Here is a 25,998-nt window from a genome sequence, read left to right on the forward strand (position 1 = left end):
ACGGGTCAAGCGTTGGCAGCCGTAACTGGGCCTTACCGGGTCGGGAACTGAAGATGAACAAATTCAAGCTGATCATGGCGCTCTCCATCGTCTCAGGTCTGGCAGCGTGCGACGACGAGGCCTACCGCAGCGCCGAGCGCGACGACCTGCCGCCGCCGCCGATGGAGTCCGCCCCCGCCGCCGGGGATGTGGGCGTCGAGACGTCCGCCAGCACATCCGATGCACCCCCCACCGACTACTCCCAGTTGCCGCCGCCGCCCGAAAGCTCCGAAGAATCGGTGCAACCGGAAAGCGAGACCCTGTTCTATTGAGGCCCGGTTCCCGCCGTCAGACCGCCACATGGAGATGCTCCACGGCGGTGGCCTTTAGTCGCCTCACCTTCCTGGCGGGCCGGAGACTTCGCGTTTGACACGTCCGCTTCCCCTGATCGCCGCCGTCGTCACGGCCATGAGCGCCGCGACCTCCGTTCAGGCGGAACCGCGCGCGGTGGTTCGCGGCGAGGTCAGCGACGACCTGCAGGACGCGCTGGAACGCGCCGTGGGCGAGACGGACGCCCCCATCGAGAACCGCTTCCAGGCCCGTCGGCGCGCCGCCGCCGCCGCCGAGAACGCCGAGGCCCTGCTCCGGTCCGAGGGCTACTACCAGGCCGTGATCGAGGAAGTGGTCGAGGGCGAAAGCCCGCCACGGGCCGTCATCGTGGTGACGCCCGGCCCGCGCTTCTCCCTGAACCAGCCTCGCGTCGACTGGCTGGAGACGCCTCCCGACGAGCAGACCGCCCTGGCCATGCTCGCCGCGGTCGAGGTCAAGCCCGAATCCCCCGGGCGCGCCGCTGACGTCATCGCCATGGAGGGCCGGATCGTCTCCGGCCTCACCCGTCGCGGCTACGCCGACGCCGCCGCGGAGACCCGCCGCGTCGTGGTGGACCACGCCGTGTTTCAGGTGCAGCCGACCTACAGGATCCTGGCTGGCGACCTGGTCCGTCTGGACGGCGTCCGGCTGGAGACGCGGGGCCCCACCCGCGCGGCCTGGGTCGGGGGGCTCGCGCCCTGGACCGAGGGCGACGTCTACGATCCCGAGGACGTGGCCGAGCTGGAGCGTCGCCTGCTGGAGACCGGCGTCTATGACGGCGTCGGTGTAGCGCTGGCGCCCACCGACCAGACCGACGCCCAGGGTTTGCGCCCCATCATCGTCACCCTGACGGACCGGCCGCGCCGCATTCTGGAAGCCGGCGTCAGCTACTCCACTACCGAAGGTCCCGGCGTCGACGGGATCTGGACCTGGCACAACCGGTTCGGCCGCGCCGACACCCTGCGCTTCCTCGCCCGCGCCGCGCGCATCGACAGCCGCATCGGCGCCGAGCTGTCCCTGCCCCACTGGCGCCGCCCGGGCCAGACCCTCTCCCTGGCCAGTGCGGCCATCTACGAGGACACCGACGCCTACGACCGCACCGCGATCAGCCTGAGCGCCGACCTGCGCCAGCGGTTCGGCCGCACCTCGTGGTACAGCTACGGCGTAGCGCTTGACGGCGGGCTCTACAACGAAACGCGGTTTGACCCCATCACCGAGGGACCGTTGGACGTTGAACGCAATCTGGTGATCCTGACCGGGCGCGGCGGGTTCCATGTGGATCGCTCCAACAACCCGCTCGATCCGCGCCGCGGCTGGCGCCTCTCCGGCTCGGCCCAACCGACGGCGGTGACCGGCGACGACGATGTCTACTTCCTGCGCGCCGACGTCACCGGCACGGGCTACCTCCCCGTTCAGGAGGATGGGCGGACGGTTCTGGCCGGGCGTCTGCGCGTCGGCTCCATTGTCGGGGCCGAGGAGTTCGTGGTGCCGTCTGACCGCCTGTTCTACGCCGGCGGCGGCGGTTCTGTGCGCGGCTATTCCTACCAGGGCGTGGGCCCTCGCCTGACCGACAATACGCCCCGCGGCGGCCTGTCGCTGCTCGAGGCGTCCGTCGAGGTCCGCCGTGACATCGGCGAAAACTTCGGCGCGGTGGTGTTCGTGGACGGCGGCGCGGTCGGATTCGAGGAGACGCCCGACCTCAGCAACATGCGCTACGGCGCCGGCTTCGGCGTGCGCTATCGCCTGCCCTTCGGCCCCATCCGCGCCGACGTCGCCTTCCCGCTCGACAAGCGCGAGGGCGACGCCGACTTCCAGCTCTACATCAGCATCGGACAGGCGTTTTGACCGACACGCCTCCCGAATCTGAAACGCCGCAAGAGGCCAAGGCGCGCCGCACGCGCCGCCAGTGGGCCGCGCTGATCGCGGGCATGGTCGCGGGCGGCCTGATCGCCCTGACCGTGCTGGTCCTGATCGGCGGCCGTCTGGTCGTCCTGTCCCCGGCCGGGCGCGATCTGGTGGTCGGCTTCGTGTCGGGCAAGCAGCTCGGGGACTACGGCGCCATCAATGTGGAGGGCCTGTCCGGCGATCTGTGGGACGATTTCACCATCGCCCGGGTCACGGTGACGGACGCCGAGGGCGTCTGGCTCGAAGCCACCGATGTGCGGGTGGACTGGTCCTATCTGGCCCTGATCACCCGACGCTTCCACGCCAGCGATATCACCGCCGACCGCATCCGCCTGATCCGCCGTCCCATCGTCGAGCCTTCGGACGATCCGCCCGGGGGCGGTCTGCCCCTCAGCATCGATATCGACCGGTTCTCGGCCAACATCGATCTGGAGGAAGGCTTCAGTCAGGAATACGGCCGCTGGACCCTCACCGGCCAGACCAGCATCGGCCGCGTGGGCCTGAAGTCGGCCCAGGTCCGGGCCTTCAGCCTGACGCGGCGGGGCGACTTCCTCTTCGGCGACGTGCAGTGGGGCGACGGCATCGACGACCTGCGCGTGAACGCCATTGCGCAGGAAGCAGGCGGCGGCCCGCTGGCCGGCGCCGTCGGCTATTCTCCCAATGAGCCGTTCCGCGCCCGCGCCCTGATCAACGGCGACGGCATCGACGCCCTGGTCCGCACCGGCGAATTCACCCCCCTGACCATCAATGGCGTGTTTCGCCAGGGTGGCGGCACCCGCATCGGCGGCCATGCCGATTTCTCCGGGTCGGACCTGCTGGAGCCGTTCGTGCGCCGCATCGGCCGCACCGCCCGCTTCGGCCTCGCCACCGTCGCCGATCCCGAACGGCCGGGATTCGAGGCCATGGCCTGGGATCTGCAGGCCGAGAACTTCACGTCCCGCGCACGCGGCTTCGTGCGCTCTTCGGACCGGGCTGTGCCGGACGGCGTCCGCCTGACCGTGGCCACGCGCTCCCTCAGCCGACTGGCCGGGACCAACCTGGCCGGACCGGCCGCCTGGGCCGGCGTGTTCCGGGGCGACGGCACCGCCTGGACGCTGGACGGCGCCGTCAGCGTGCGCAACCTCACGGCCGCCAGCTACAGCGCCGCCCGCCTCGACGGCCCGTTGAACGTGCGGGTGCGGGACGGCGACATGGCGCTGGACGGCGATCTGGCGGTGCAGGGCGGATCCCGCTCGGGCGTCATCGGCGGCCTGCTGGGGGTCCAGCCCCGGGTGTCCTTTGAAAGCGCCCGCACTGCGAGCGGCGACTTCCTGCTGCAAGACATCGACCTGCGCGGTCAGGGCCTGATCATCGAGGGGTCTGGCGCTCGCGGGATGAATGGCTCCCTGCGTTTCTCGGGCCGGGCGGAAGTCACCGACGCCGGTCTGGTCCGTCCTGGCGCGCGGGGCGCCTTCGGCGGGCCGATCCGCGCCAGCCAGGCCCGATCCGGCGCGCCCTGGCGCGTCACCTTCGACGGACGCGGCCGCCGCTTCGCCACCGGGATGGCCGAGCTGGACCGCCTGCTGGGCGCCACGCCGCGCCTGGACGTGACTGCCGCCTATGATGATGGCCGCATCGCCATCGACCGCGCCCTGCTGACCGGCACAGCCGGCCGGGCCGGAGCTCGCGGCCTGATCGGCGGCGACGGCGCTCTCCGCCTCGCCCTCGACTGGAACGCCGAGGGGCCCTTCGGCGTGGGCCCGGTGGCCATCGACGGCACCATGAGCGGCCAGGGCGCGCTGACCGGGACCCTGTCGCAGCCGCGCGCCGATCTGACCGCCCGGTTTGCCGAGATCGCCGCCGGCCCGCTGGCCCTGACCGAGGCCGATCTGATCCTCAGCTTCCGGCGCGGCGCCAACTCGTCCGATGGTCGCGTCGCCATCACCGCCGGGAGCAACTACGGTCCGGCCCGCGCCTCGGGCGACTTCTTCCTGGCCGCAGGCGGCGTGCGCCTGACGGGCGTCGATGTGAACGCCGGCGGCGTGGAGGCCCAGGGCGACATCGCCCTCGTAGACGGCGCGCCCGCCAGCGCCGACCTGACCTTCTCCGCTCGCCAGGGCGCCTTCCTCGCCTCGGGCCAGGCGGACGGGCGCGTGCGTCTGACCGAGGGCGCGGGCTCTGAAACCGCCATCCTCGACGTCACCGGCCGCAATGTCCGCTTCGCCGGCTCGAGCTATCTGATCCGCACCCTGGACCTGAACGGCCGCGGCACGCTGAACCGCCTGCCCTTCACCCTGACCGCCGACGTGGCGGGCGACACCCCCGTCGAGTTCGACGGCTCGGGGGTCTACGCCCGCACCAATGGCTCCCAGACCGTCACCCTGTCCGGCGACGGCCGCGTGCGCGAGATCGCCTTCAACACCCGCAGCCCGGCGGTCATCGCCCTGGCCGGCGACGGTCGGGTCGTTCGCCTCGATCTGGGCGTCGGCGGCGGCGCCCTGGTGGGCGAACTGCGTCAGGACAGCAATTCCGCCCTGATCGAGGCCAACCTGACCAGCGTCGATCTGGGATCCCTGTCCCCCGACCTGCGCGGCCGCGTCACGGGCCGCGTGTCCCTGCGCGGCGCCGGGACTGATCTGTCCGGCTCCGCCAATCTGACCATGACCGACCTGCGCAGCGTCGACGCGGCTGAAGGTCTGGCGGTCAACGGCACTCTGGACGCCCGTCTGGCCGGCGACACCCTGCGTCTGACGGCCCAGGCGGTTGATGAGGGCGGCGTGCAGGCCAACGCTGCCCTCACCCTGCCGGTGGAAACCTCCGCCGCCCCGCTGCGTCTGGCGGTCAACCGCACCCGCCCCATGTCCGGCGAGGTGTCCCTCAGCGGCCAGATACAGCCCATCTGGGACATCTTCTTCGGCGGCGAACAGCGGCTGGCGGGTCAGGTCGAGGGGCAGGCCACGATCGCCGGCTCCATCAATGACCCCCAGCTGCGGGGCACCCTGGATGTGCAGCGGGGCATGTTCCGCGACACCATCACCGGCGTCCGTCTGGAGGCCCTGACCCTCGCCGCCCGCTTCGACGGCGAATCCGCCCAGGTCCAGACCTTCACCGCCAACGACGGCTCCGGCGGCACGGTGTCCGGCTCCGGCCGCATGAACCTGCGTCAGGGGTCGTCCTCCAGCTTCACCCTGGACCTGTCCAGCTTCCGGCTGATCGACAACGAGATCGCCACCGCCGACGCCTCCGGGCCCATCACCGTGACCCGCGGCGCTGATGGCAACATCCAGTTGATGGGCCGCCTGAACGTCGATGAGGCCGAGATCGCCGCCAATCCCGTCGGCGGCAACGGCATCGTGCGCATGGATGTGGTCGAGGTGAACCGACCCGGCGGCGATCCCATCGTCATCGGCGCGGGCGACCCGGCAGCCGAACGCCGCGGCCCCTCCATCGGGCTCGACATCGTGCTGCGCTCTCCCAACGGCCAGGTCTGGGTGCGCGGCCGCGGTCTCAATGTGGAGATGAACGTCAACGCCCGGGTCAGGGGCACCCTCGCCAGCCCGCAGCTGACCGGCACGGCGCAAGTCGTGCGCGGCGACTACGACTTCGCCGGCAAGCGCTTCGTGTTCGACGAGCGCGGCACGGTCACCCTGTCCACCGACATCAACCGCATCCGTCTGGACCTGCGCGCCGTGCGCGAAGACCCGGCCCTCACCGCCGAGGTGCGGGTCACCGGCACGGCGTCCTCGCCCGAGATCGAGCTGACCTCGACCCCGCAGCTGCCCCAGGACGAGATCCTGTCGCAGGTCCTGTTCGGCCGCTCCGCTTCGCAGCTGTCGGCGTTCGAGGCGGCGCAGCTGGCCTCCGGCGTAGCATCGCTGGCAGGCGGCGGCGGCTTCGACGTGCTGGGCAATCTGCGCGAGTTCGCCGGTCTGGACCGCCTGTCCTTCGGCGGCGACGCCTCGGCCCTGACCGTGGCGGGCGGCCGCTACCTGACCGACGACGTCTATTTCGAGGTCATCGGCGGCGGCGAGTCCGGCGGCGCGGTGCAGGTGGAATGGCAGGTCCGGCGCAACATCGCCGTCACCTCCCGCTTCGAGGGCGACGGCGACGCGCGCCTGGCCATCCGCTGGCGCAACCAGACCCGTCAGCCGGGCACCGGCCGCCGCGATCGTCGCCCGAACCAGCCGGACTAGGCGGGGAGCCGCCCCCTTCCCGCCCGGCTTGGCTTTTGTCCCCCCGGGCGCGTAGGGTCCGCCCGCATGAAGATTCACCCCTACGATCAGGTTGTCCTTGATCGCGTCGCCGAAGCCGGTGAGCGCATCCTGTCGCGCGCCGTCGCCTGGAGCGAGATCAATTCCGGCAGCCGCAATGACGCCGGCCTGGCCCGCATGCTGGACGTGCTGGAGGCCGAGGCGCGGATCCTGCCCGCCGAAATCGAGCGGATCCCCACATCCCCCTCGTCCATCGTCGGCGACGACGGCCGGGTGATCGAACAGACCCACGCCGACTGTCTGAAGATCACCGCCCGCCCTGACGCCCCGATCCAGGTGGTCCTGACCGGCCACTACGACACCGTCTTTCCCGCCGACAGCCCGTTCCAGACGGTGACCAAGCGCGCCGACGGCGCCCTGAACGGCCCCGGCCTCGCCGACATGAAGGGCGGCATCTCCGTCCTGATGGGCGCGCTGGAGGCGTTCGAGGCCCACCCGGACAAGGACCGCGTCGGCTGGACTGTCCTGCTGTCCCCGGACGAGGAGATCGGCTCGCCCGCCTCCGCCCCCCTGCTGGCCGAACTGGGCGCGCGCGGGCATCTGGGGCTGACCTATGAACCGGCGCTGGCCGACGGGACGCTCGCCGGCGCCCGCAAGGGCAGCGGCAACTGGCACCTGATCGTCACCGGCAAGGCCGCCCACGCGGGCCGCGCCTTCGACGAGGGCCGCAACGCCGTGGCCGGAGCCGCCATCCTCGCCGCCGCCCTGCACGGCCTGAACGGCCAGCGCGAGGGGGTCAGCGTCAATGTGGCGAAGATCTCCGGCGGCGGCGCCCTGAACGTGGTGGCCGACAACGCCGTGGTCCGCTTCAACGTCCGCGTGCCCGACGCCCAGGCCGCCGCCTGGATCGAACACGCGGTGACGGACATCGCCTCGACCCCGCCGTTCGAGGGCCTCCACCTGCACCTGCACGGGGGCTTCACCCGCCCGCCCAAGCCCATGGACGCGGCCCAGACCGAACTGTTCGATGCCGTGCGCCGGACCGGCGCCCTGCTGGGACAGACCATCGCCTGGAAGTCCTCCGGCGGGGTCTGCGAGGGCAACAATTTGCATGCAGCCGGCCTGCCCAATATCGACACCCTGGGCGTGTTGGGCGGCGACATTCACTCCGCGGACGAGTTCGCCTGGCCCGACAGCTTCGTCGCGCGCGGCCAGCTGTCCGCCCTGATCCTGTGCAAGACCGCCTCCGGCGAGATCGACGCCCACCGCCTGAAACAACTGAGACTGGAGACCTTGTGAGCCGGACGTTCAAATCCTCCCCCGCCCCTTCGCGGGGGAGGGGGACCATGCGCAGCATGGTGGAGGGGGCACACCTCATCCGCCGATGCACGCCGGTCGCCCCCTCCACCGCTACGCGGTCCCCCTCCCCCGTCCTGCGGACGAGGGAGGACTGAGATGCTCGTCGTCCGCCCCGCCGGGCCCTCCGATCTCGATTCCCTGCTCGAACTGGCCATCCTGTCCGGCCCCGGCTTCACCAGCCTGCCCGAGGACGCCGACGTCCTGTCGGAACGGCTGGACATCAGCCGCGACAGCTTCACCGGCGCCCTGGCGCCGCAGGAGCGCTGGTACACCCTGATGCTCGAGGATTCCGCCACCGGCGACGTCGACGGCGTCGGCAGCGTCAAGGCGGCGGTGGGGCTGAAGCGGCCCTTCTTCTCGTTCCGTATCGTCAACCACACCCAGTCCTCGCCCTCCATGAACGTGCGGCTGGATCACCAGACCCTCGTGCTGGTCAATGAGTGCACCGGCTGGTCCGAGGTGGGCTCGCTGTTCCTCAAGGCCGACCGGCGCAAGGGCGGCGCGGGGCGCCTTCTGTCCCAGTCCCGCTACATGCTGATCGGCGCCGATCCCGACCTGTTCGCCGACAATGTGCTGGCCGAGCTGCGCGGCGTCTTCACCCCCGACGGCGCCTGCCCGTTCTGGGATCATGTGGCGCACAAATTCTTCCCCATGGAGTTCGACGACGCCGACCGCATGACCGGCTCCACTGACAAGCAGTTCATCGTCGACCTGGCCCCGCGCCACCCCATCTACATCGGCCTGCTGCCCGAGCCCGCCCGCGCCGTGATCGGCAAGGTGCACCCCCAGGGCGTGCCCGCCATGGCCCTGCTGGAATCCGAGGGCTTCCGTCCCAACGGTCTGGTGGACATCTTCGACGGCGGCCCCACCGTGGCCTGCCAGCGCGACAACATCCGCACCGTCCGCGACGCCCGCACCCTGACCCTGTCGCTCGCCGACGAGGTGGACGTCGAACTGGTCTCCCTCGCCTCCACCGACAGCGTCTCCGCCTTCCGCGCCGTGCGCACCAAGGTGGCCATCGACGGTGACGTCGCCCATATGAGCAAGGAAGCCGCCGACGCCCTGAAACTCAAACCCGGCGCCGTCGTTCGGGTTAAGAGCTGACAATAGAGATTCCGCTCATCCCGGCGGAAGCCGGGACCCAGTCCTGTCCAGCTTGACGCTGACGCTTCAGGACCGGCGGGCGGGCCAGACCTGACACTTCGGGTCATCCAAATCACTGGGTCCCCGCGTTCGCGGGGATGAGCGGAAAAAAGAATGCCCATGACCCACTTCATCGCCAACCAATGGACCTCCGGCCAGGGCGCCGCCTTCACCTCCACCGACCCCGCCACCGGCGAGACCGTCTGGGCCGGCGCCGAGGCGTCCCCCGCCCAGGCCGCCGCCGCCGTGGACGCCGCCCGCACCGCCTTCCCGGACTGGGCCGACCGTCCGCGCGAGGAGCGCATCGAGGCGGTGAAACGCTATCAGGCCGTGCTCAAGGACCGCGCCGCCGACATGGCCGAGGCCATCAGCCGCGAAACGGGCAAGGCCCTGTGGGAGACCAAGGCCGAGCTGGGCTCCATGGCTGGCAAGGTGGACATCTCCATCCGCGCCTATGAGGAGCGCACCGGCGAGCGCGAGGCCGAGACCGCCTTCGGCCGCGCCGTGCTGCGCCACCGCGCCCACGGCGTGGCGGCGGTGCTGGGCCCGTATAACTTCCCCGGCCACCTGCCCAACGGCCACATCGTCCCGGCCCTGCTGGCGGGCGACACCGTGGTCTTCAAGCCGTCCGAGGAGACCCCCCACACGGGCCAGCTGATGGCCGAGGCGCTGGAGGCCGCCGACCTGCCTGCGGGCGTATTCAACCTGATCCAGGGCGGCCGCGAGACCGGCGCCGCCCTGCTGGACCAGCCCATCGACGCCCTGCTGTTCACTGGCTCGGGCGCCGCGGGCGCGCACTTCCGCAAGAAATTCGCCGACGATCCCCACGTGATCCTGGCGCTTGAACTGGGCGGCAACAATCCGCTGGTGGTGTGGGACGTCGCCGACGCCGAAGCCGTGGCGGGCATCGTCATCCAGTCCGCCTTCATCACCACCGGCCAGCGCTGCTCCTGCGCCCGCCGCCTGATCGTGCCCGAGGGCGCGGCGGGCGATGCGGTCATCGAGGCGGTCAGGGCCCTGGCCGATCGCCTCACCTTCGGCCCCTGGACCAGCGACGGCGAGGTCTACGGCGGCCCCCTGATCTCGGCCCGCGCCGCCGACAGCGCGCTGAAGGCCGTGGACGCCCTGATCGCAAACGGCGCCCGCGTCATCCGCCCCTTCGGCCGCATCCCCGGCCTGTCCGACGCCTTCGTCACCCCGGGCATCCTGGACATGGCCGAAGCCCGCGACATCCCCGACGAGGAGATCTTCGCCCCCGTGCTGCAGGTCTACCGCGCCGCCGATTTCGACGCCGCCATGGCCCGCGCCAACGACACCCGCTACGGCCTGTCCGCCGGTCTGGTCAGCGACGATCCGGCCAACTGGGACCGCTTCCAGCGCCGCATCCGCGCGGGCGTGGTCAATTTCAACCGGCCAACCACCGGCGCGGCGGGCGACATGCCCTTCGGCGGCCTCGGCGCCAGCGGCAACCACCGCCCCAGCGCCTACTACGCCGCCGACTACTGCGCCTGGCCCATGGCCAGTTTCGAGGCCGAAGCCGTCTCGGACATCACGTCTGAAATCAAGGGACTGAAGGCATGACCTCAGCGGTCGAAGCCAATGCCGACGGCCTGATCGGCCCCACCCACTCCTATGCGGGCCTGTCCCCCGGCAACCTGGCCAGCGCCCTCAACAAGGGCGAGGCCTCCAACCCCCGCGCCGCCGTGCTGCAGGGCCTGCAGAAGATGAAGCTGCTGGCCGATCTGGGCGTGCCCCAGTTCGTCCAGCCGCCCCACGAGCGGCCCAACATCCCGTTCCTGCGCGGCCTCGGCTTCTCCGGTTCGGACAAGGCGGTGCTGGAGCAGGCGTGGCGCGCCGCGCCCAGCTTCGCCGCCGCCGCCTGTTCCGCCAGTTCCATGTGGGCCGCCAACGCCGCCACGGTGACGCCCAGCGCCGACACCGAGGACCGCCGCGTCCACTTCACCCCGGCCAATCTGATCACCAACCTGCACCGGGGTCTTGAGGCGGAGCAGACCACCCGCGCCCTGCGCGCCCTGTTTCCGGACCGGGACATCTTCAAGGTCCACGACCCCCTGCCCGCCGCCCCGCACCTGTCCGACGAGGGCGCGGCCAACCACGTGCGCCTGTGCGCCGACCACGGCGAGCCGGGCGTCAATCTGCTGGTCTGGGGCCGCGAGGCCTGGGAAGCCTGGGACGGCCCCTTCCCTGCCCGCCAGACCCGCGAGGCATCCGAGGCCATCATCCGCCGCCACACGGCCGGTCGCCCCGTCCTGGCCCGCCAGAGCCGCGCCGCCATCGCCGGCGGGACGTTCCACAATGACGTGGTCTGCGTCGGCACGCGCGAGGCCCTGCTGTTCCACCAGTTGGCCTTCGAGGACACGGCGGGAACGAAGGACGCCATCCGCCGCATGGCCGACGGCCTGTTCGAGCCGGTGTTCATCGAGATCAGCGACAGGGACCTGCCGCTGGCCGACGCCATCTCCAGCTATCTGTTCAACTCCATGCTGGTGACCCTGCCGGGCCGTGACCGCCTGACCCTGATCTGCCCCACCGAGACCCGCGACAACGACCGCTCGCGCGCCGTGGCCGAGACCCTGGTCTCGGGCAACGGCCCCATCGGCGCGGTGGAGTATGTGGACGTGCGCCAGTCCATGCGGAACGGCGGCGGCCCTGCCTGCCTGCGTCTGCGCGTGGTCCTGACCGACGAGGAGCTGGACGCCGCCAACCCGGCCCAGCGCCTCACCGACGAGCTCTACGCCCGCCTCTCCATCTGGGCCGCCACCTGGTACCGCGACGCCCTGACCCCCTCCGACCTGGCCGACCCCGCGCTGCTGGACGAGTCCCGCGGCGCGCTGGACGAACTCACCGAGATCCTCGACCTCGGCGGCGACTTCTATCCGTTCCAGCAAATCTGATCCTTCTCCCAATGGGAGAAGGGGGAACCCCCGACCGACGGCGCCACGGGGATTCGTGCGCGGGGGATGAGGGGCGCGTGCCGAGGCAGGATGGAACCGACCCTCACCCTGCGCGCACAGAACGGATGCTGGCGCATCCGTGCGCGCAGCCCTCTCCCATCGGGAGAGGGATCAGTTGATCAACCCCCACAGCTCCTGCCCGGCCAGCACGCAGAACAGCGCCGCCGCCGCGACCAGCATGCCGTTGGACAGCCAGCCGCTGCGCCATTCCTTGGGCGTCCGCGCGCTGTTCAGCAGCCAGATCAGCGTCAGGGCCAGGAACGGCATGAACAGCGCCCCCAGAACGCCATAGGCCACGATCAACCCGAACGGCCGCCCCAGGAACAGCAGCATCATGGGCGGGAAGGTCAGCCACAGCAGATAGCCCCGGAACGCCGGGCTCTTCTCGCCCCGCACCGCCTCGTCGCCTTGCCGTTTGGTCACATGGGCGAAGAAGTCCGCGAACATCAGGCTGACCCCGTGCCAGACCCCGATCAGGGACGAGAAGGTGGTGGCGAAGAACCCGACGAGAAACATCGTCCCCACCACGTTGCCGAACCGCTCGCGCAGCACCTCGTCCAGATCCAGGAGACCCCGGTCCCCGCCGCCCAGCGCGATGCCGGCCGCGTAAAGGATCTCGGCCCCCACGATCAGCATGGCGACCACGAAGATGCCGGTCATGATGTAGCCGACCCGGTTATCCAGCCGCATGACCCGGATCCACTCCGGTCCCTTCCAGCCCTTGGCCATGATCCAGTAGCCATAGGCCGCCATGGTGATGGTCCCGCCCACCCCGCCGATCAGGCCCAGGGTGTAGTACCCCGCGCCCTCCGGCAGCATGGGGATCAGCCCGCGCGCCATGGCCGGAATATCGGGCGTGACCAGGATCGCCAGTCCCACCACCGTGACGAACATCACCGCCACCAGGGCCGTCATGATCTTCTCGAACACCGGATAGGAATTGAACCACACCAGCACCAGCCCGGCCACGCCGGCGATCATGGCCCAGGTGATCAGGTTGAAGACCGGGAACAGGGCCGCCAGCGGCAGCGCCGCCGCCGTCATGCCCGTGGCCCCGTAGACGAAGCCCCAGATCACCACATAGACGCCGAAATAGATGCTGGCCCACGGAAAGCCCCTGGGCCCCAGACTGGACCAGCCGTCGAAGATGGTGCGGCCCGTCGCCAGGCTCCAGCGCCCCACCCCCTCGGCCAGGGCGATCTTCAGCACGGTGCCGATGATCGCCGCCCACAGCAGGGCGTAGCCGAACCGCGAGCCCGCGATCAGGGTCGCCACCAGATCACCGGCGCCCACGCCAGTGGCCGCCACCACGATGCCGGGCCCCAGCAGCTTCCAGCGGTTCTTCGGCGTAACGTCCTGATCCATCGTCGATCCTCCCGGCTGCGGGAAACCTGCTACGCTTTGCCCCGCCGCGCAATCGGCGCAGCTTGACTTGAACAGGCGACCCGATCACGCAGGGACCGCTTTGGGCCGCCACGGCCGCAGACATCCCCTGGCCGCCGATGTTCCAGTCACTCTTCAAGCGCAGCGAGACGCGCCGCCCCGACGGGGTCCGCCCCCTGACGGCGGAACAGGCCATGTGCATCAAGCTGCCGACCCAGCCGCAACGGGCCCGCCTTCGCCTTGAGCATCAGCAGCAAAAGGGTTGGCGGCCCCGGCCGGATCGCCCGCCCGTGCCCTTCACCCTGCCTTTTGACTGGACCGCCGACCCCTTCAGGGACGCCAACTGGCGGTTTCAGCTCAGCGCCTGGCGCCCGCTTGACGTCTATATCGGCTCGCACTGCCGCGGCGGTGATCTCCAGGCCTACCGGTTTCTGATCGACGCCATGCTGGACTGGGCGCGTGCGGAACACCGCGGGCGCGGTAAGGCCGCCTTCTGGGGTGACATGGCCGCCGGCATCCGCGCCGCCAAACTGGCCTATGTCATCAGCCAGCCCGCGTTCGAGGCCCAGAGCCGTCTGCGGCGCGACGCCGTGATCCGACTGGCCCGCCGCCATCTGGCGCGCCTGCGGGATCCCGCCTTCATCGCCTATTCCAATCACGCCCTGGCCCAGATCCACGGCGCGGCCGCCCTGTGCCACGTGGCGCCCGACTGGCCGGAAGCGCAGGACGGCAGGGCCTATGTCTCGGGCTTGCTCTCCCGCCTCCTGCTGACCCAGTTCGGCCGGCGCGGCGTGCATCTGGAGCATTCTCCCGGCTATCACTTCTTCGCCCTCAGGGAATTCCGCCGGATGGCCGAGACCGGCTGGTTCGATAACCCGGACCTGGCCCGCACCATCCGTGGGGCGGCCAAGGCCGTCCCATGGTTCATCTTTCCGGACGGGACGTCGTCGGCCGCGGGAGATTCCTCGCCCGTGCGGCGGCCCTTCCCCGCGCCCGTAGTGGAGGAGCGCGTCGTCGGGCGCCTGTTCCGCGAGGCGGGCTACGCCGTAGTGCGCACCCGCTGGGACCGCGCGCCCACCAGGGCCGCCATGCTCCTTGTGACCTGCGGCCACCACAGCAATGTGCACAAGCACGCGGACGATCTGTCTTTCGAACTGTTCGAGCGAGGCCATCGCCTGCTGGTCGACACCGGCAAGTACAGTTACTCCGCCGGCGCCATGCGCGACTACTCGCTCAGCGCGCGGGCCCACAACACGATCGATCTGGTCAGCGAGCGGGATGACAACGGTCTGGGCGCCACGGCGCCCTCGGGCGGCGGCCTCACCGCCATGACGCACACGCGGTGGGGCTGGTTCATCGCCGGCCGCATAGACCGACCGGCCTTCGGAGTGGCGCACCAGCGGCGCTTCCTCTATCGGCCGGGACAGTGGCTGATCCTTCTGGATCGGGTCACCGCCGACACCCCGCGCCTGCTGACCGCCTGGCTTCACCTGCATCCCCGCATCGTGGTCCAGGCGGCGCCGGACGGATGGACGCGGAAAGACTTCCGCATTCGCCACGTCGCGGACCATCCCCTGACCTTGCGCCGGGTCCGCGGCGAGGACTCCCCGCCCCAGGGCTGGATGGCGGCCGACTATCATCATCGTGTGGAGAACGACGCCCTGGCGGCCGGGTGGCTGGGCCGGGGCGGGCGCCTGGCCACCATCATCAGCCTGGGGGGCCATGCCCCGCCCGAGGTGCGCCTGACCGAAGACGACTTCGAGGTGGTCTGGCGCGGCGCGCCCCTGGCCATTCCGCGCGAGTAGACGCACGCGGCGACCGGGCTCAGGCGCCGGGTTCCGGGGCCTCCGGCGCTTCCGCCGCCGAGGGCTGCAGCAGGTCTGCGGCAGCGTCGTTGTCGCTGGGGGCGCCGGCCGCCTTTTTCTTCGGCTTGCGGGCCGCCGGCCTGGGCGTGGGCGCCTTGCCGGTGGTCATCGCCTCCAGAGCCTCGTCGCCCTCGCGGCCGAACAGGCTGCGGATGCGCAGGTCGGTCTGCGGGAACGGAATCTCGATGCCCGCATGTTCCAGCGCCTCGGCGATGGCCCAGGTGTAGGCCGCGTGCATGGCGGCCGGTCGCTTGACCGAATCCTGCGTCGGCCAGACCAGAAGCTCGAAATCCAGCCCGCTCTCGCCGAAGTTCACCAGCCAGACCTGACATTTGCGCGCCTCGGTCTCGGGCAGGGTGAACGGCGACGCCCGCGCCGCCGCCAGCACCACATCGCGCACCTCGCCCCGGTCCGCGCCGTAGGCCACCGAAAAGGGGATGTGGATGCGCCGGGTGTCGCCCTTCAGCGTCCAGTTGGTCAGGGGGTGCTCGATCAGCTGCGAGTTCGGCACCAGAATGTTGATGTTGTCATTGGTGCGGATGCGCGTGGCCCGGGGCCCGATCTCCATGATGGCGCCGCGCGCCCCGCCCTCCAGCTCCACATAGTCGCCCACGCTGACCATGCGGTCGAAGATCAGGAACACGCCCGAGACGAACTCCTTGACCACGCCCTGCAGGCCCAGCCCCACGCCGATGCCCAGCGCCCCGGCGAACACCGCCAGCGACGACAGGTTCAGCCCCGTGGCCGACAGGGCCAGCATCAGTCCAGCGACGATCAGGCCATAGCTGACCAGCTTCTCCAGCACATACAGCGACTGGGCGTTGCGGCTGGACCGGGCCCGGACCCGCTTGATCCCCCGCGTGGCGGCCCACGCCAGCCCGATGGCCACGGCCAGGATGATGGCGGCCGAGATCAGCCCCCCGGCGGTGATGGACGTGCCCGCCAGCCGGAACACCGGCGCGCTCTCGATTTTCTCCAGCGCCAGAAGGCTTCCCATGTCGGTCATGGGGGTCCAGCGCGCGAACAACGGCCAAGGTTCCCGCTGTCATCCCACCTTGACCCGCCGCCGCGCCCGTGGCCATTGCGCCGCCCATGCTGACCGCCGACTTCGATTTCGACCTGCCCGAGGACCGCATCGCCCTGCGGCCCGTCAGCCCGCGCGATTCCGCCCGCCTGATGGTGGTGCGCGGCGGCCGGATCGAGGACCGGATCGTGCGCGATCTGGCCGACCTGCTTCAGCCCGGCGACGCCCTGGTCTTCAACGACACCCGGGTCATCCCCGCGCGTCTCGACGGCGTGCGCGACCGCGACGGCCTGACCGTGCCGGTGGAGGCCACCCTGCACCAGCGCACGGCGCCCGACCGCTGGACTGCCTTCATGAAGCCGGGCAAGCGGCTCAAGCCCGACGACCGGGTGATGTTCGGCAAGACCGCCGACGGCGCCTGCCTGGCCGGGCGGCTGGACGCCCGCGTGGTGGACAAGGGCGAGGACGGCCTCATCACCCTGGCCTTCGACCTGGCCGGCCCGGCGCTGGACGACGCCATCCGCGAGGCGGGCGTCATGCCCCTCCCCCCCTACATCGCCGCCAAACGGCCCGAGGACGACCGCGACCGCCTCGACTACCAGACCCTGTTCGCCCGGCACGACGGCTCGGTCGCCGCCCCCACCGCGGGCCTGCACTTCACGCCCGAGCTCATGGCGGCGCTTCAGGCGCGCGGCGTCTCCACCCACGCCGTGACCCTGCACGTGGGCGCGGGCACCTTCCTGCCGGTCAAGGCCGACCGCGTCGCCGACCACCGCATGCACGCCGAGACCGGCGAGATCTCGCCCGACACCGCCGCCGCCCTCAACGCCGTGCGCGCGGCGGGCGGCCGCATCGTCTGCGTCGGCACCACCTCCCTGCGCCTGCTGGAAAGCGCGGCGGACGAGCACGGCGTCATCCGCCCCTTCAGCGACGCGACCGCCATCTTCATCACCCCCGGCTACGCTTTTCGCGCCGCCGACGTGCTGATGACCAATTTCCACCTGCCCCGCTCGACCCTGTTCATGCTGGTCAGCGCCTTCGCTGGAACCGGAACCATGAAGGCCGCCTACGCCCACGCGGTGGACACCGGCTACCGCTTCTATTCCTACGGCGACGGCAGCCTGCTGTTTCGCGCTTGATCTTCCTTCTCCCGATGGGAGAAGGGGGAACCCGCGCACGATGGCGCGAAGCGACATCGTCCTTGCGCGGGGGATGAGGGTCGGGTTTCAGCAGGAAACCACCGGACCCTCACCCTGCGCGCGAAGAAGCGGTCTGCTTCGCATTCCGCTGCGCGCAGCCCTTTCCCGTCGCGAGAGGGATAACGAAAGAGAACCGACGTGCCCTTCCCCTTCCACATCAACGCCACCGAAGGCGCCGCCCGCACCGGGGTCCTGAAGACCCCGCGCGGCGACATCCGCACGCCCGCCTTCATGCCCGTGGGCACCGCCGCCACGGTCAAGGCGCTCAGCGTCGATCAGGTGGCGGCCACCGGCGCCGACATCCTCCTGGGCAACACCTACCACCTGATGCTGCGCCCCGGCGCCGAGCGGATGCAGCGGCTGGGCGGCCTGCACCGCTTCATGCGCTGGGACAAACCCATCCTGACCGACTCCGGCGGCTTCCAGGTCATGAGCCTGTCGGGCATCTCGAAGGTCACCGAGGACGCCGTCACCTTCGCCAGCCACATCGACGGCTCGAAGCACGTCCTGTCGCCGGAGCGCTCCATCGAGATCCAGGCCGACTGCATCGGCTCGGACATCGTCATGCAGCTGGACGAGTGCGTCTCCTGGCCCGCCGAGGAGGACCGCGCCCGCAAGGCCATGGAGCTCTCCGCCCGCTGGGGCGCCCGGTCAAAGGCGGCCTTCGGCGACCGCGACGCCCAGGCCCTGTTCGGCATCCAGCAGGGCTCCACCTATGAGCACCTGCGCCGCGAATCCTCCGAACGCCTGATCGAGACCGGCTTCGACGGCTACGCCATCGGCGGCCTCGCCGTGGGCGAGGGCCATCAGGCCATGTGCGAGACCCTCGACCACTGCGTCGGCCATCTGCCGACCGAACGCCCCCGCTATCTGATGGGCGTCGGCAAGCCGATCGATCTGGTGGAGGCGGTGGCGCGCGGCGTCGACATGTTCGACTGCGTCCTGCCCACCCGATCGGGCCGCCACGGTCAGGCCTGGACCTGGGAAGGGCCCGTCAACCTCAAGAACGCCCGCTTCGCCGAAGATCAGGACCCCCTGTCCCCCGACGTGGACTGCCCCGCCAGCAACGCCTATTCAAAGGCTTACCTGCACCATCTTGTCAGATCAGATGAGATTCTGGGCCAGGTCCTGCTCAGCTGGCACAACATCGCCTTCTTCCAGGCCCTGACCGCCGCCATGCGCGCCGCCATCGCCGAAAGCCGCTTCGACGCCTTCCGCCGCGACTTCCACGCGCAGCAGAGGTCGTAGGTCTCCACCCCGCTTGCGGGGGAGGGGGACCATGCGCAGCATGGTGGAGGGCGACCCCACCCACCGGCGCTCCGGCCGCCCCCTCCACCGCCTGACGGCGGTCCCCCTCCCCCAGCGCTTCGCTTTGGGGGAGGAGAACGCGCGACGTTACCCAAACCGCAACAGAATCCCCCTAGTCTGGCCCGTCATGAACACGCCCCGCGACGCCAGCCTGGAAGCGGCCTTGGCCCACATCTTCGCCGCCGAGGGCGAGACGCGGGCCAGCTGGTTCGCCCTCACCGGGGGCGAGCGTCTGTTCACCGCCGGCGACCCGGCCGACACCCTCTATCTGGTCCGCTCCGGCCGCCTCGGGGTCTTCCGCCAGAAGGAGGGCCATCCCGAGCCCCAGTTCCTCGGCGTCATCCGCCCCGGCGAACCGGCCGGCGAAATGTCCCTGATCGCCGGCACCCCCCACACAGCCACCGCCGTCGCCCTGCGCGACAGCGAGATTCTGGCCCTGCCCCGCGCGGCCTTCCTCGACGCCGCCCGCGCCCATCCCGACGTGATGGTCGAGCTGGCCAGCCTGATGGTGCGCCGCTCGCGCGAGACCTCGCCCCGCGCCGCCGACCCCAGCGTGTTCGGCTTCGTCTCGGCCCGCGAACAGCCCATCCGCGCCTTCGTGGAGCGGGTCCGCGACCAGATCGGCCATCTGGGTTTCACCGCCCGCGTCATCGATTCCTCGGCCCTGAACTCCGCCGCCGAGTGGCTCTCCCTGATCGAGCAGACCCACGACTTCGTCCTGTATTGCGCCGAACAGCACGAGACCGCCTGGGCCGGCCTGTGCGCCCGTCAGGTGGATCGCCTGTTCGTGGTCGGAGATCTGGACGGCCCCGCCCGCATGCCCCCGGTCCAGCGCAGCGGCTCGCTGGAGGAGCATCAGCTCACCGACCTGATCCTGCTGCGCCCCGCCGCCGGCCCGCCGCCCCGCGACACCGCCCGCTGGCTCAAGGCCGTCGACCCGGCCCGCTGGTTCCACATCCGCGAAGGTCTGGTCGACGACGAAGCCCGCATCGCCCGCACCCTCACCGCCACCTGTGTCGGCCTGGTCCTGTCCGGCGGCGGCGCCCGCGCCTACGCCCATCTGGGCGCCATCGCCGCCCTGCGCGAGGCGGGCGTGCCGTTCGACTTCGTGGGCGGTTCGTCCATGGGCGCGGTGATCGGCGCCGGCGTGGCCCTGGGCTGGAGCCAGCAGGAACTGGAGGACCGCATCCGTCAGGCCTTCGTCGAGCACAGCCCCCTGTCCGACATCGCCTTCCCCATCGTCGCCATGACCCACGGACGCAAGGTCAATCAGCTGCTGATCGACGCCTATGGCGACGTGGACATCGCCGACCTGCCCCTGCCGTTCTTCTGCGGCTCGTCCAACCTGACCGCCAACAGCTATGTGGTGCACCGGAAGGGCATGCTGAGACAGGCGCTGCGGGCCTCCATCTCCCTGCCCGGCGTCCTGCCGCCCGCCGTCATCGACGGCCAGGTGCTGGTGGACGGCGCGGTGCTGCGCAACCTGCCCGCCGACGTCATGCGCGGCTGGCAGCCCGGCCCTGTGGTCGCCGTGGACGTCTCGCGCACCCACACCGTGGACCCCAGCGTGCTGGAGAACCCCAAGACCTGGTGGCGCTGGATCCTGTCCGGCGACTGGAAGAAGGGCCCGCCCATCGTCTCCATCCTGATGCGCTCGGCCACCATCACCAGCGCCGCCGACCTGGCCGAATCCCGCGCCGCCACCGACCTCCTGATCATGCCCGATCTGGGCGGGGTCGAGATCCGCGACTGGAAAGCCTTCGAGCCCGCGGTCAAGGCCGGCTGGACCGCCGCCGCAGCCGCGCTGGCGGACCTTGAGGGCCCCGTCACCCACCTGCGCCTGCGCCGCGCGCAGAAAGCCCTCAGCGCCGCGCGATCAGGAACAGTCGTGGGAACGGCATCAGGGTCGTCCCGTCCGCCCGCCGCGGGAAAGCGTCCGAAAGCCGCGCCGAAAGCGCCGAAAGAAAAGCGTCCTGCACCTCGCCGGAAAGCGCCGTCAGATACGGCCTGAGCGCCGTCCCCTTCATCCACTCCAGCACCGCGTCCTCGCCGTCCAGCACCTGCAGATAGGTGGTGGACCAGACGTCGATGTCCGCACAGACGCCCGCCAGCGCGTCGTAATAGCCCTCGGCCGCCAGCAGCGGCGCAATCGTATCCACGCCCTCCAGCGCCCCGGCCCACGGCCCCGCCGCCGCGGTCTCGCGCATGATCGTGTGATGCCGCGTCTCGAAGGCCAAGGGCATCTGGCAGGCGAACACCCCGCCCGGCGCCAACCGCTCCGCGATGCGTCCGAACAGCGCCTCATGGTCTGGCAGCCACTGTAGCGAGGCGTTGGCCAGGATCAGGTCCGCCGGTCGCTCCGGCGCCCATGACCCCGCGTCGCCCTCTATCCACGCCACCGCATCCGGCAAGGCCCGCGCCCGATCCAGCATCTCCGCGCTGGAATCCAGCCCGTGCACCGCCGCCTGCGGCCAGCGCCGCTTCATCATGGCCGCATGCTCGCCCGTGCCGCAGCCCAGGTCCCAGATCTCGCCCGGATCGACGTCCGGCAGACGGCTCAGCAGGTCGAGCGCCGCCCGGTCCCGCTGGGCGCGAAACCGCTGATACTGGTCGGGGTCCCAGGCGGGCGCATCGATCACGAAACAGTCACCATGCGGAAGAAGCCCTTGCGAAGTCGCCGTTCGCTTCTAACCTTCTGAGTCCCAGTATAACAGCTGAAAGGAGGTGATCCGGTGTCTCATTGTCACTCGACGCTAGCGGAGATCGGAACCCGGACCTCTTGCGAGGCCCGCGCCTGACCTTTCAGGCAAGGCTCTGATCGGCCGCTCCAGCGGTCCGACAATGCGAGGCCGCCGGCGCGATCCGGCGGCCTCAATTGTTTCTGAAGGCACGTGTTTCTAGAACAGCCGCCCGGCCCAGCCGCCGATCGCGGCGACGGCGGCCGTCACCGCCGCCCACACGAGAAACAGATAGATCACGCAGGCTACCGTTCCCAACATGCCCAGCAGGATCGCCGCGCCGTCCCGCTGCATGATCCCCAGTCCCAGCACGATCAGGGTCAGGCACGGTAGCAGATCCCCGAACGGCACCGGCAGGGCCATCATCACCGCCAGGAACACGCAGGTCAGCCCCGTGATCACGTCGGCGATTTCGCCCGTCAGCCACGGCATGCGGGGCCGCGACAGGCGCTCCACAAACCGGATCGGCGTCATCACCCGCGCCAGCGCCTGGCCGAACGTCTGGCGCGACAGGCCCCGGCTCAGCGTCCACCGCGGCAGCCACACCCGGTCCCGCTGGAACGCCAGCTCCAGCGACAGCAGGACGATGGGCACGCTCAGGATCGCCTTGGACCCCGGCGGCCACGGAAACAGGCTGATCAGGGCGATGATCAGGATCAGCGCCCCGAACCCGCGCTCCCCGAACGCCTCGACGATCTCGCCCAGGGTCAGCCGGGGCGCCGGACGGCGCGCCAGATCCTCCAGAACCTCGGAAAAGGCTCGGCGCGGTTCAGGCGGCAGCGTCAGGGCCGTCGACGTCATCAGGCGTCCGTCATGGGTGGAGGACGCCGGGCCGATCCCGCCGTCGCTTCACAGATGGGACGCCGGCGCGCGCCGTCAACGGTCGCTCTTGTGCTCGGGTTTGTCCTTGCGCGAGGTGGAGGCCATCTTGTCCAGCTCCGTCTCGCTCATGGACCCGGCCATGGACTTCGACGCGCCCTTCAGCCCGGACTTCGGCGTGTCCCCACGCTTCGCTGACAGGGCGGCCCCGGCGGCCTTCTGCTGGGCGGCGGACTTGGCGGGCATGGCGGTCTCCTTGTGCGACCCAAACCCTTCGGCTGGCGCGCCGGTTCCGTTCAGCGGATCAGCACAACCTCCACGCCCACATCCACTTTCAGCCAATCGCGGTCGGCCGTCATCACCGGCGCCTGCTCCCGCAACGCCAGGGCGAGGCAGGCGCGGTCGCCCAGGGACAGACCCGCATGTCGCGTCGCCGCCCTGAGCGTGGCGGCGCTGACCGCATCGGCCATCGGGAATCTCGAGACGTCCAGTTCCAGCGCCTCGAACGCCGCCTGGGCCGAGGCGTGACTCCAACCCAGTTCATACTGGCGGGTCAGAACCTCGCAGACGTTCACCGTAGAGATCAGGGCATGGGTTCGCGCCGACTCCACCCGATCAGCGCCCCGCTCGCCTCGCAGAAGCGCGAGCACGGCCGAGGAGTCCAGAACGACTCTACTCACGCGCCGCTTCGGCCTTCTTGTCGGCCAGAAATTCGTCAACGACGCTTCGCCCTTCCGGGACCAGTCGTCGAAACTCTTTCCGGATGGCCTTCAGCGCCTTGTCCGAGGAGTTGATGCGCACTTCCTCGCCATCCGGCCGCATCACCAGCCGCTCGCCGGGCGCCAGGCCCATGGCCGCCACCGCTTCCGGGGTCAGAAACAGCGACCCGTCCGCCGCCACCTTGGCCATCCAGCGCCCACCGCTGAGCGGCTGCGGCGCCGTTTCATGATCGAAAGCCGCGCCCTTCTCTTCCACGCCCAGCAGCACGGCCGCGCGCACCTCGCCGTCCGTGGCGGCCTCGATGCGTTTCGCCAGCTCCGGCGACGGCCGGCGATGGCCGCTGCGGATCGAACTCAGCGTCCCGGCCCCGAGATCCAGGCGTCGGGCAAGCTCGGCCTGCATCCCCCGTCGTCGCGAAAGATAATCATCAAGGTTCGCCATCTGCGAACTATAGGCCGGCGACCTTCGCAGAACAAGGCTGTGCGTGCAGAACTCGGGCATTCGGAGCTACCAGCAAAGACGGGGCTTGTTCCGGCGGCGTCGCCTTACCGGGAATTCACTGGTGGCCGACGCAGCGCGACCGCAGAAAGGCGGCGCCCTCAGGAAAGCCCCCATGCGCCAGCCTCTCGCCATCGTCGCCGCCATCGCCATGATGACCGGGTCCGTTCATGCCCAGACCCGGGACTACGCCGCCGTCTTCGAGGGCCTGGATCAGGCGGTGCGCGCCAACTATTACGACCCTCGCTTTGGCGGCCATGACTGGAACGCGATCAGCGCCCGGTATCGCGACCGTGTGGCGGGCGTTCGCAGCGACACGGAGTTCCAGCGTCTGGGCCGCGAGATGCTGGGCGAACTGGGCGTCTCCCATGTGGCCGTGCACCTGCCCGGCCAGGCCGGGCCCACCATGGGCCTCGCGGCTCTGTGGGAGGAGATCGACGGACATCCCGTGATCGTGGAGATCGACCCGGCTTCCGGCGCGCGGGCGGCGGGGCTCAGAGTCGGCGATCGCATCCTCAACGCGACCGCCATCCGGGGGCCCCGCGATCAGCCCGCCCTGCTGGAGGTGGAGCGCTGCGACGGCGCGCGGGCCGCCCTGTCGGTTCCGCGCGAATCGGCCTTCTGGCCCCCGCGCGAGCGCACGATTTCATGGAGCACTCTGCGGCGCGGCGACGGTCGGTCGGTGGGCTACATCCGTGCCGATCGTTTCGGGGACGACGCCGCCGGACTGATCGACGCCGCCATGGCGGCGGTGGGTCGCACGGACGGTCTGCTCATCGACATTCGCAACAACAGCGGCGGCAACGCCTCGGCCTTGCGCCTTCTGGCCTACTTCACCGAGGCCGGACCCGGCGTGGCCCTGCTGTCGCGCCCCTATCTGGAGACCTTGGGCGGCCCCGTGGGTCCCGCCGACGTGGCGACCATCCACCGGGTCCAGGGCGCCTACACAACCGAGGCGGTGTTCCAGGCGGTCACGCATGGTCGCGGCGCGGTCATGCTGATGATCGAGGATATCGGCGAGCTCCGGTATGACAAGCCCGTCGTCGTCCTGATCGGCCCCGAGACCGGCAGCGCGGCCGAAGGCTTCGCCTGGGGCGCGCGCGAACAGACAGAAGCCGTTCTGGTGGGGCGGCCCAGCGCCGGCGCCCTGCTTAGTTCGGACCGCTTCGACCTGCCCGAAGGCTGGGGCGTCACCCTGCCCGTACACGGCACATGGGGCCCGGACGGCCGCGACTATGGGGATCAGGTCGTGCCGCCGCATATCGAGACCGTCCGAACCCGCGAAGCCATCTGCCGCAACGAGGACGCGGACCTTGCCGTGGCGATCCAGACGCTGGAGGCGACCTGGGGCCGGCCCTAGCCCAGCAGCTCCCGCCCGATCAGGAAGCGCCGGATCTCGTTGGTCCCCGCGCCGATGTCATACAGCTTGGCGTCGCGCACCAGCCGCTCCACCGGCCATTCCTTGGTGTAGCCCGCGCCGCCCAGCGCCTGCACGGCCTCCAGCGACACCTTCACCGCGTTCTCGCTGGCCAGCAGGATCGCGCCCGCCGCGTCATAGCGCGTGGTCTGGCCCGCGTCGCACGCCTTCGCCACCGCATAGACATAGGTCCGCGCCGAGTTCAGGGCCACGTACATGTCGGCCACCTTGGCCTGCATCAGCTGGAACGAGCCGATGGGCTTTCCGAACTGCTTGCGCTCGCGCACATAGGGCAGCACCACGTCCAGCGCCGCCTGCATGATGCCCAGCGGCCCCGCCGCCAGCACCGCGCGCTCATAGTCCAGCCCGCTCATCAGCACCGCCGCGCCGCGCCCCTCGCCGCTCATGATGTTCTCCGCGGGCACCTCGCAGTCCTCGAACACCAGCTCCGCCGTGTCCGAGCCGCGCATGCCCATCTTGTCCAGCTTCTTCGAAACGCTGAACCCCTTCATGCCCTTCTCGATCAGGAAGGCGGTGACCCCGCCGTTGCCGTCGCCGGTGCGGGCGTAGACCACCAGGGTCTCGGCGTGGGGGGCGTTGGTGATCCAGAACTTGGTGCCGTTCAGGACGTAGCGGTCGCCCGTCTTCTCGGCCCGCGTCTGCATGGACATGACGTCCGAGCCCGAGCCCACCTCGGACATGGCCAGCGAGCCCACGTGCTCGCCGCTGATGAGCTTCGGCAGATACTTCCGCTTCTGCTCTTCGGTGCCCCAGCGGCGGATCTGGTTCACGCACAGGTTCGAGTGGGCCCCGTAGGCCAGCCCGATGGAGGCCGAGGCGCGCGACACCTCCTCCATGGCCACCACATGCTCCAGATAGCCCAGCCCCAGCCCGCCGTGCTCTTCCTCCACCGTGATGCCGTGCAGGCCCAGTTCGCCCATCTCGGGCCACAGGTCGCGGGCGAAGCTGTTGCTCTCGTCGATCCCGGCGGCGCGCGGCGCCAACCGGTCGGCGGCCCAGCGGGCGGTGGTCTCACGGATCATGTCGGCGTTTTCGCCGAGGCCGAAATTCATCGATTGGGGGGCGTTGGGAATGCTCATGGCCAGC

The 25,998-nt window shown here is 70.4% G+C and carries 19 protein-coding genes and 1 pseudogene; 12 read left to right on the forward strand and 8 right to left on the reverse strand.

The window, feature by feature from the left end:
* Positions 1–53: 53 nt before the first annotated feature.
* The 7 genes from ACK4SE_RS10575 to ACK4SE_RS10605 all read left to right on the forward strand — a co-directional run bounded on the left by ACK4SE_RS10575 (position 54) and on the right by ACK4SE_RS10605 (position 11,860).
* Entirely contained in the window at positions 54–311 is a 258-nt protein-coding gene (locus tag ACK4SE_RS10575; RefSeq protein ID WP_409692219.1) for a hypothetical protein, read from the forward strand.
* 94 nt (positions 312–405) lie between these two features.
* Complete coding sequence (locus tag ACK4SE_RS10580) at positions 406–2,193, forward strand: autotransporter assembly complex protein TamA (RefSeq protein WP_409692222.1); 1,788 nt, start codon at positions 406–408, stop codon at positions 2,191–2,193.
* Positions 2,190–6,425 (forward strand): translocation/assembly module TamB domain-containing protein, encoded by a 4,236-nt coding sequence (locus ACK4SE_RS10585; RefSeq protein ID WP_409692224.1) that lies wholly within the window; start codon positions 2,190–2,192, stop codon positions 6,423–6,425. Before ACK4SE_RS10580 ends, ACK4SE_RS10585 begins: the two co-directional genes overlap by 4 nt.
* Positions 6,426–6,491: 66 nt before the next feature.
* Positions 6,492–7,742, forward strand: a complete 1,251-nt coding sequence (locus tag ACK4SE_RS10590; RefSeq protein ID WP_409692226.1) for a hydrolase — start codon at positions 6,492–6,494, stop codon at positions 7,740–7,742.
* Positions 7,743–7,898: 156 nt separating this feature from the next.
* Positions 7,899–8,906, forward strand: coding sequence for an arginine N-succinyltransferase (locus ACK4SE_RS10595; RefSeq protein ID WP_409692229.1), 1,008 nt, complete (start codon positions 7,899–7,901; stop codon positions 8,904–8,906).
* A 159-nt stretch (positions 8,907–9,065) separates the two neighbouring features.
* The gene (gene astD / locus ACK4SE_RS10600) at positions 9,066–10,526 is read left to right on the forward strand and encodes a succinylglutamate-semialdehyde dehydrogenase (RefSeq protein ID WP_409692232.1); all 1,461 of its coding nucleotides are present in this window, start codon (positions 9,066–9,068) and stop codon (positions 10,524–10,526) included.
* Positions 10,523–11,860 (forward strand): N-succinylarginine dihydrolase, encoded by a 1,338-nt coding sequence (locus ACK4SE_RS10605; protein ID WP_409692234.1) that lies wholly within the window; start codon positions 10,523–10,525, stop codon positions 11,858–11,860. Before astD ends, ACK4SE_RS10605 begins: the two co-directional genes overlap by 4 nt.
* 171 nt (positions 11,861–12,031) lie before the next feature.
* On the opposite strand, the gene ACK4SE_RS10610 is transcribed toward ACK4SE_RS10605, so the two are convergent.
* Positions 12,032–13,285 (reverse strand): Nramp family divalent metal transporter, encoded by a 1,254-nt coding sequence (locus ACK4SE_RS10610; protein ID WP_409692237.1) that lies wholly within the window; start codon positions 13,283–13,285, stop codon positions 12,032–12,034.
* A 137-nt stretch (positions 13,286–13,422) separates the two neighbouring features.
* Between ACK4SE_RS10610 and ACK4SE_RS10615 the strand changes: the two genes are divergently transcribed.
* A complete protein-coding gene (locus ACK4SE_RS10615) occupies positions 13,423–15,108 on the forward strand; it encodes an alginate lyase family protein (protein WP_409692239.1) in 1,686 nt (561 codons plus the stop codon).
* 19 nt (positions 15,109–15,127) lie between these two features.
* Here ACK4SE_RS10615 and ACK4SE_RS10620 read toward each other — a convergent pair whose 3' ends face one another.
* A complete protein-coding gene (locus tag ACK4SE_RS10620) occupies positions 15,128–16,174 on the reverse strand; it encodes a mechanosensitive ion channel family protein (protein WP_409692242.1) in 1,047 nt (348 codons plus the stop codon).
* A gap of 86 nt (positions 16,175–16,260) precedes the next feature.
* Here ACK4SE_RS10620 and queA point away from each other — a divergent pair, with 86 nt between their 5' ends.
* From queA to ACK4SE_RS10635, 3 genes are all read left to right on the forward strand, one after another.
* Positions 16,261–17,331, forward strand: a complete 1,071-nt coding sequence (gene queA / locus ACK4SE_RS10625) for a tRNA preQ1(34) S-adenosylmethionine ribosyltransferase-isomerase QueA (protein WP_409692245.1) — start codon at positions 16,261–16,263, stop codon at positions 17,329–17,331.
* A gap of 198 nt (positions 17,332–17,529) precedes the next feature.
* Positions 17,530–18,639, forward strand: a complete 1,110-nt coding sequence (tgt, locus tag ACK4SE_RS10630; RefSeq protein WP_409692248.1) for a tRNA guanosine(34) transglycosylase Tgt — start codon at positions 17,530–17,532, stop codon at positions 18,637–18,639.
* 187 nt (positions 18,640–18,826) lie between these two features.
* Positions 18,827–20,710, forward strand: a complete 1,884-nt coding sequence (locus tag ACK4SE_RS10635) for a patatin-like phospholipase family protein (RefSeq protein ID WP_409692251.1) — start codon at positions 18,827–18,829, stop codon at positions 20,708–20,710.
* Positions 20,711–20,939: 229 nt separating this feature from the next.
* On the opposite strand, the pseudogene ACK4SE_RS10640 reads toward ACK4SE_RS10635, so the two are convergent.
* The 5 genes and pseudogenes from ACK4SE_RS10640 to ACK4SE_RS10660 form a co-directional block, all read right to left on the reverse strand.
* Positions 20,940–21,338: pseudogene (locus ACK4SE_RS10640) on the reverse strand (methyltransferase domain-containing protein); the annotation flags it as partial.
* Between the two features lie 258 nt (positions 21,339–21,596).
* Positions 21,597–22,238, reverse strand: a complete 642-nt coding sequence (locus tag ACK4SE_RS10645) for an exopolysaccharide biosynthesis protein (RefSeq protein WP_409692254.1) — start codon at positions 22,236–22,238, stop codon at positions 21,597–21,599.
* Positions 22,239–22,313: 75 nt separating this feature from the next.
* The gene (locus tag ACK4SE_RS10650) at positions 22,314–22,502 is read right to left on the reverse strand and encodes a DUF3008 family protein (protein WP_409692257.1); all 189 of its coding nucleotides are present in this window, start codon (positions 22,500–22,502) and stop codon (positions 22,314–22,316) included.
* Between the two features lie 50 nt (positions 22,503–22,552).
* Complete coding sequence (locus tag ACK4SE_RS10655; protein WP_409692260.1) at positions 22,553–22,936, reverse strand: type II toxin-antitoxin system VapC family toxin; 384 nt, start codon at positions 22,934–22,936, stop codon at positions 22,553–22,555.
* On the reverse strand, positions 22,929–23,477 hold the full coding sequence (locus ACK4SE_RS10660) for a helix-turn-helix domain-containing protein (protein ID WP_409692263.1): 549 nt from the start codon (positions 23,475–23,477) through the stop codon (positions 22,929–22,931). Before ACK4SE_RS10660 ends, ACK4SE_RS10655 begins: the two co-directional genes overlap by 8 nt.
* A gap of 112 nt (positions 23,478–23,589) precedes the next feature.
* Between ACK4SE_RS10660 and ACK4SE_RS10665 the strand changes: the two genes are divergently transcribed.
* Positions 23,590–24,834, forward strand: a complete 1,245-nt coding sequence (locus tag ACK4SE_RS10665; protein WP_409692266.1) for a S41 family peptidase — start codon at positions 23,590–23,592, stop codon at positions 24,832–24,834.
* Here the strand turns inward: ACK4SE_RS10665 and ACK4SE_RS10670 are convergent.
* Positions 24,831–25,991 (reverse strand): isovaleryl-CoA dehydrogenase, encoded by a 1,161-nt coding sequence (locus ACK4SE_RS10670; RefSeq protein WP_409692268.1) that lies wholly within the window; start codon positions 25,989–25,991, stop codon positions 24,831–24,833. The genes ACK4SE_RS10665 and ACK4SE_RS10670 overlap by 4 nt on opposite strands.
* Positions 25,992–25,998 lie beyond the last annotated feature (7 nt).

It is taken from the genome of Brevundimonas sp., assembly GCF_046293315.1.
Taxonomy (GTDB): Bacteria; Pseudomonadota; Alphaproteobacteria; order Caulobacterales; family Caulobacteraceae; genus Brevundimonas.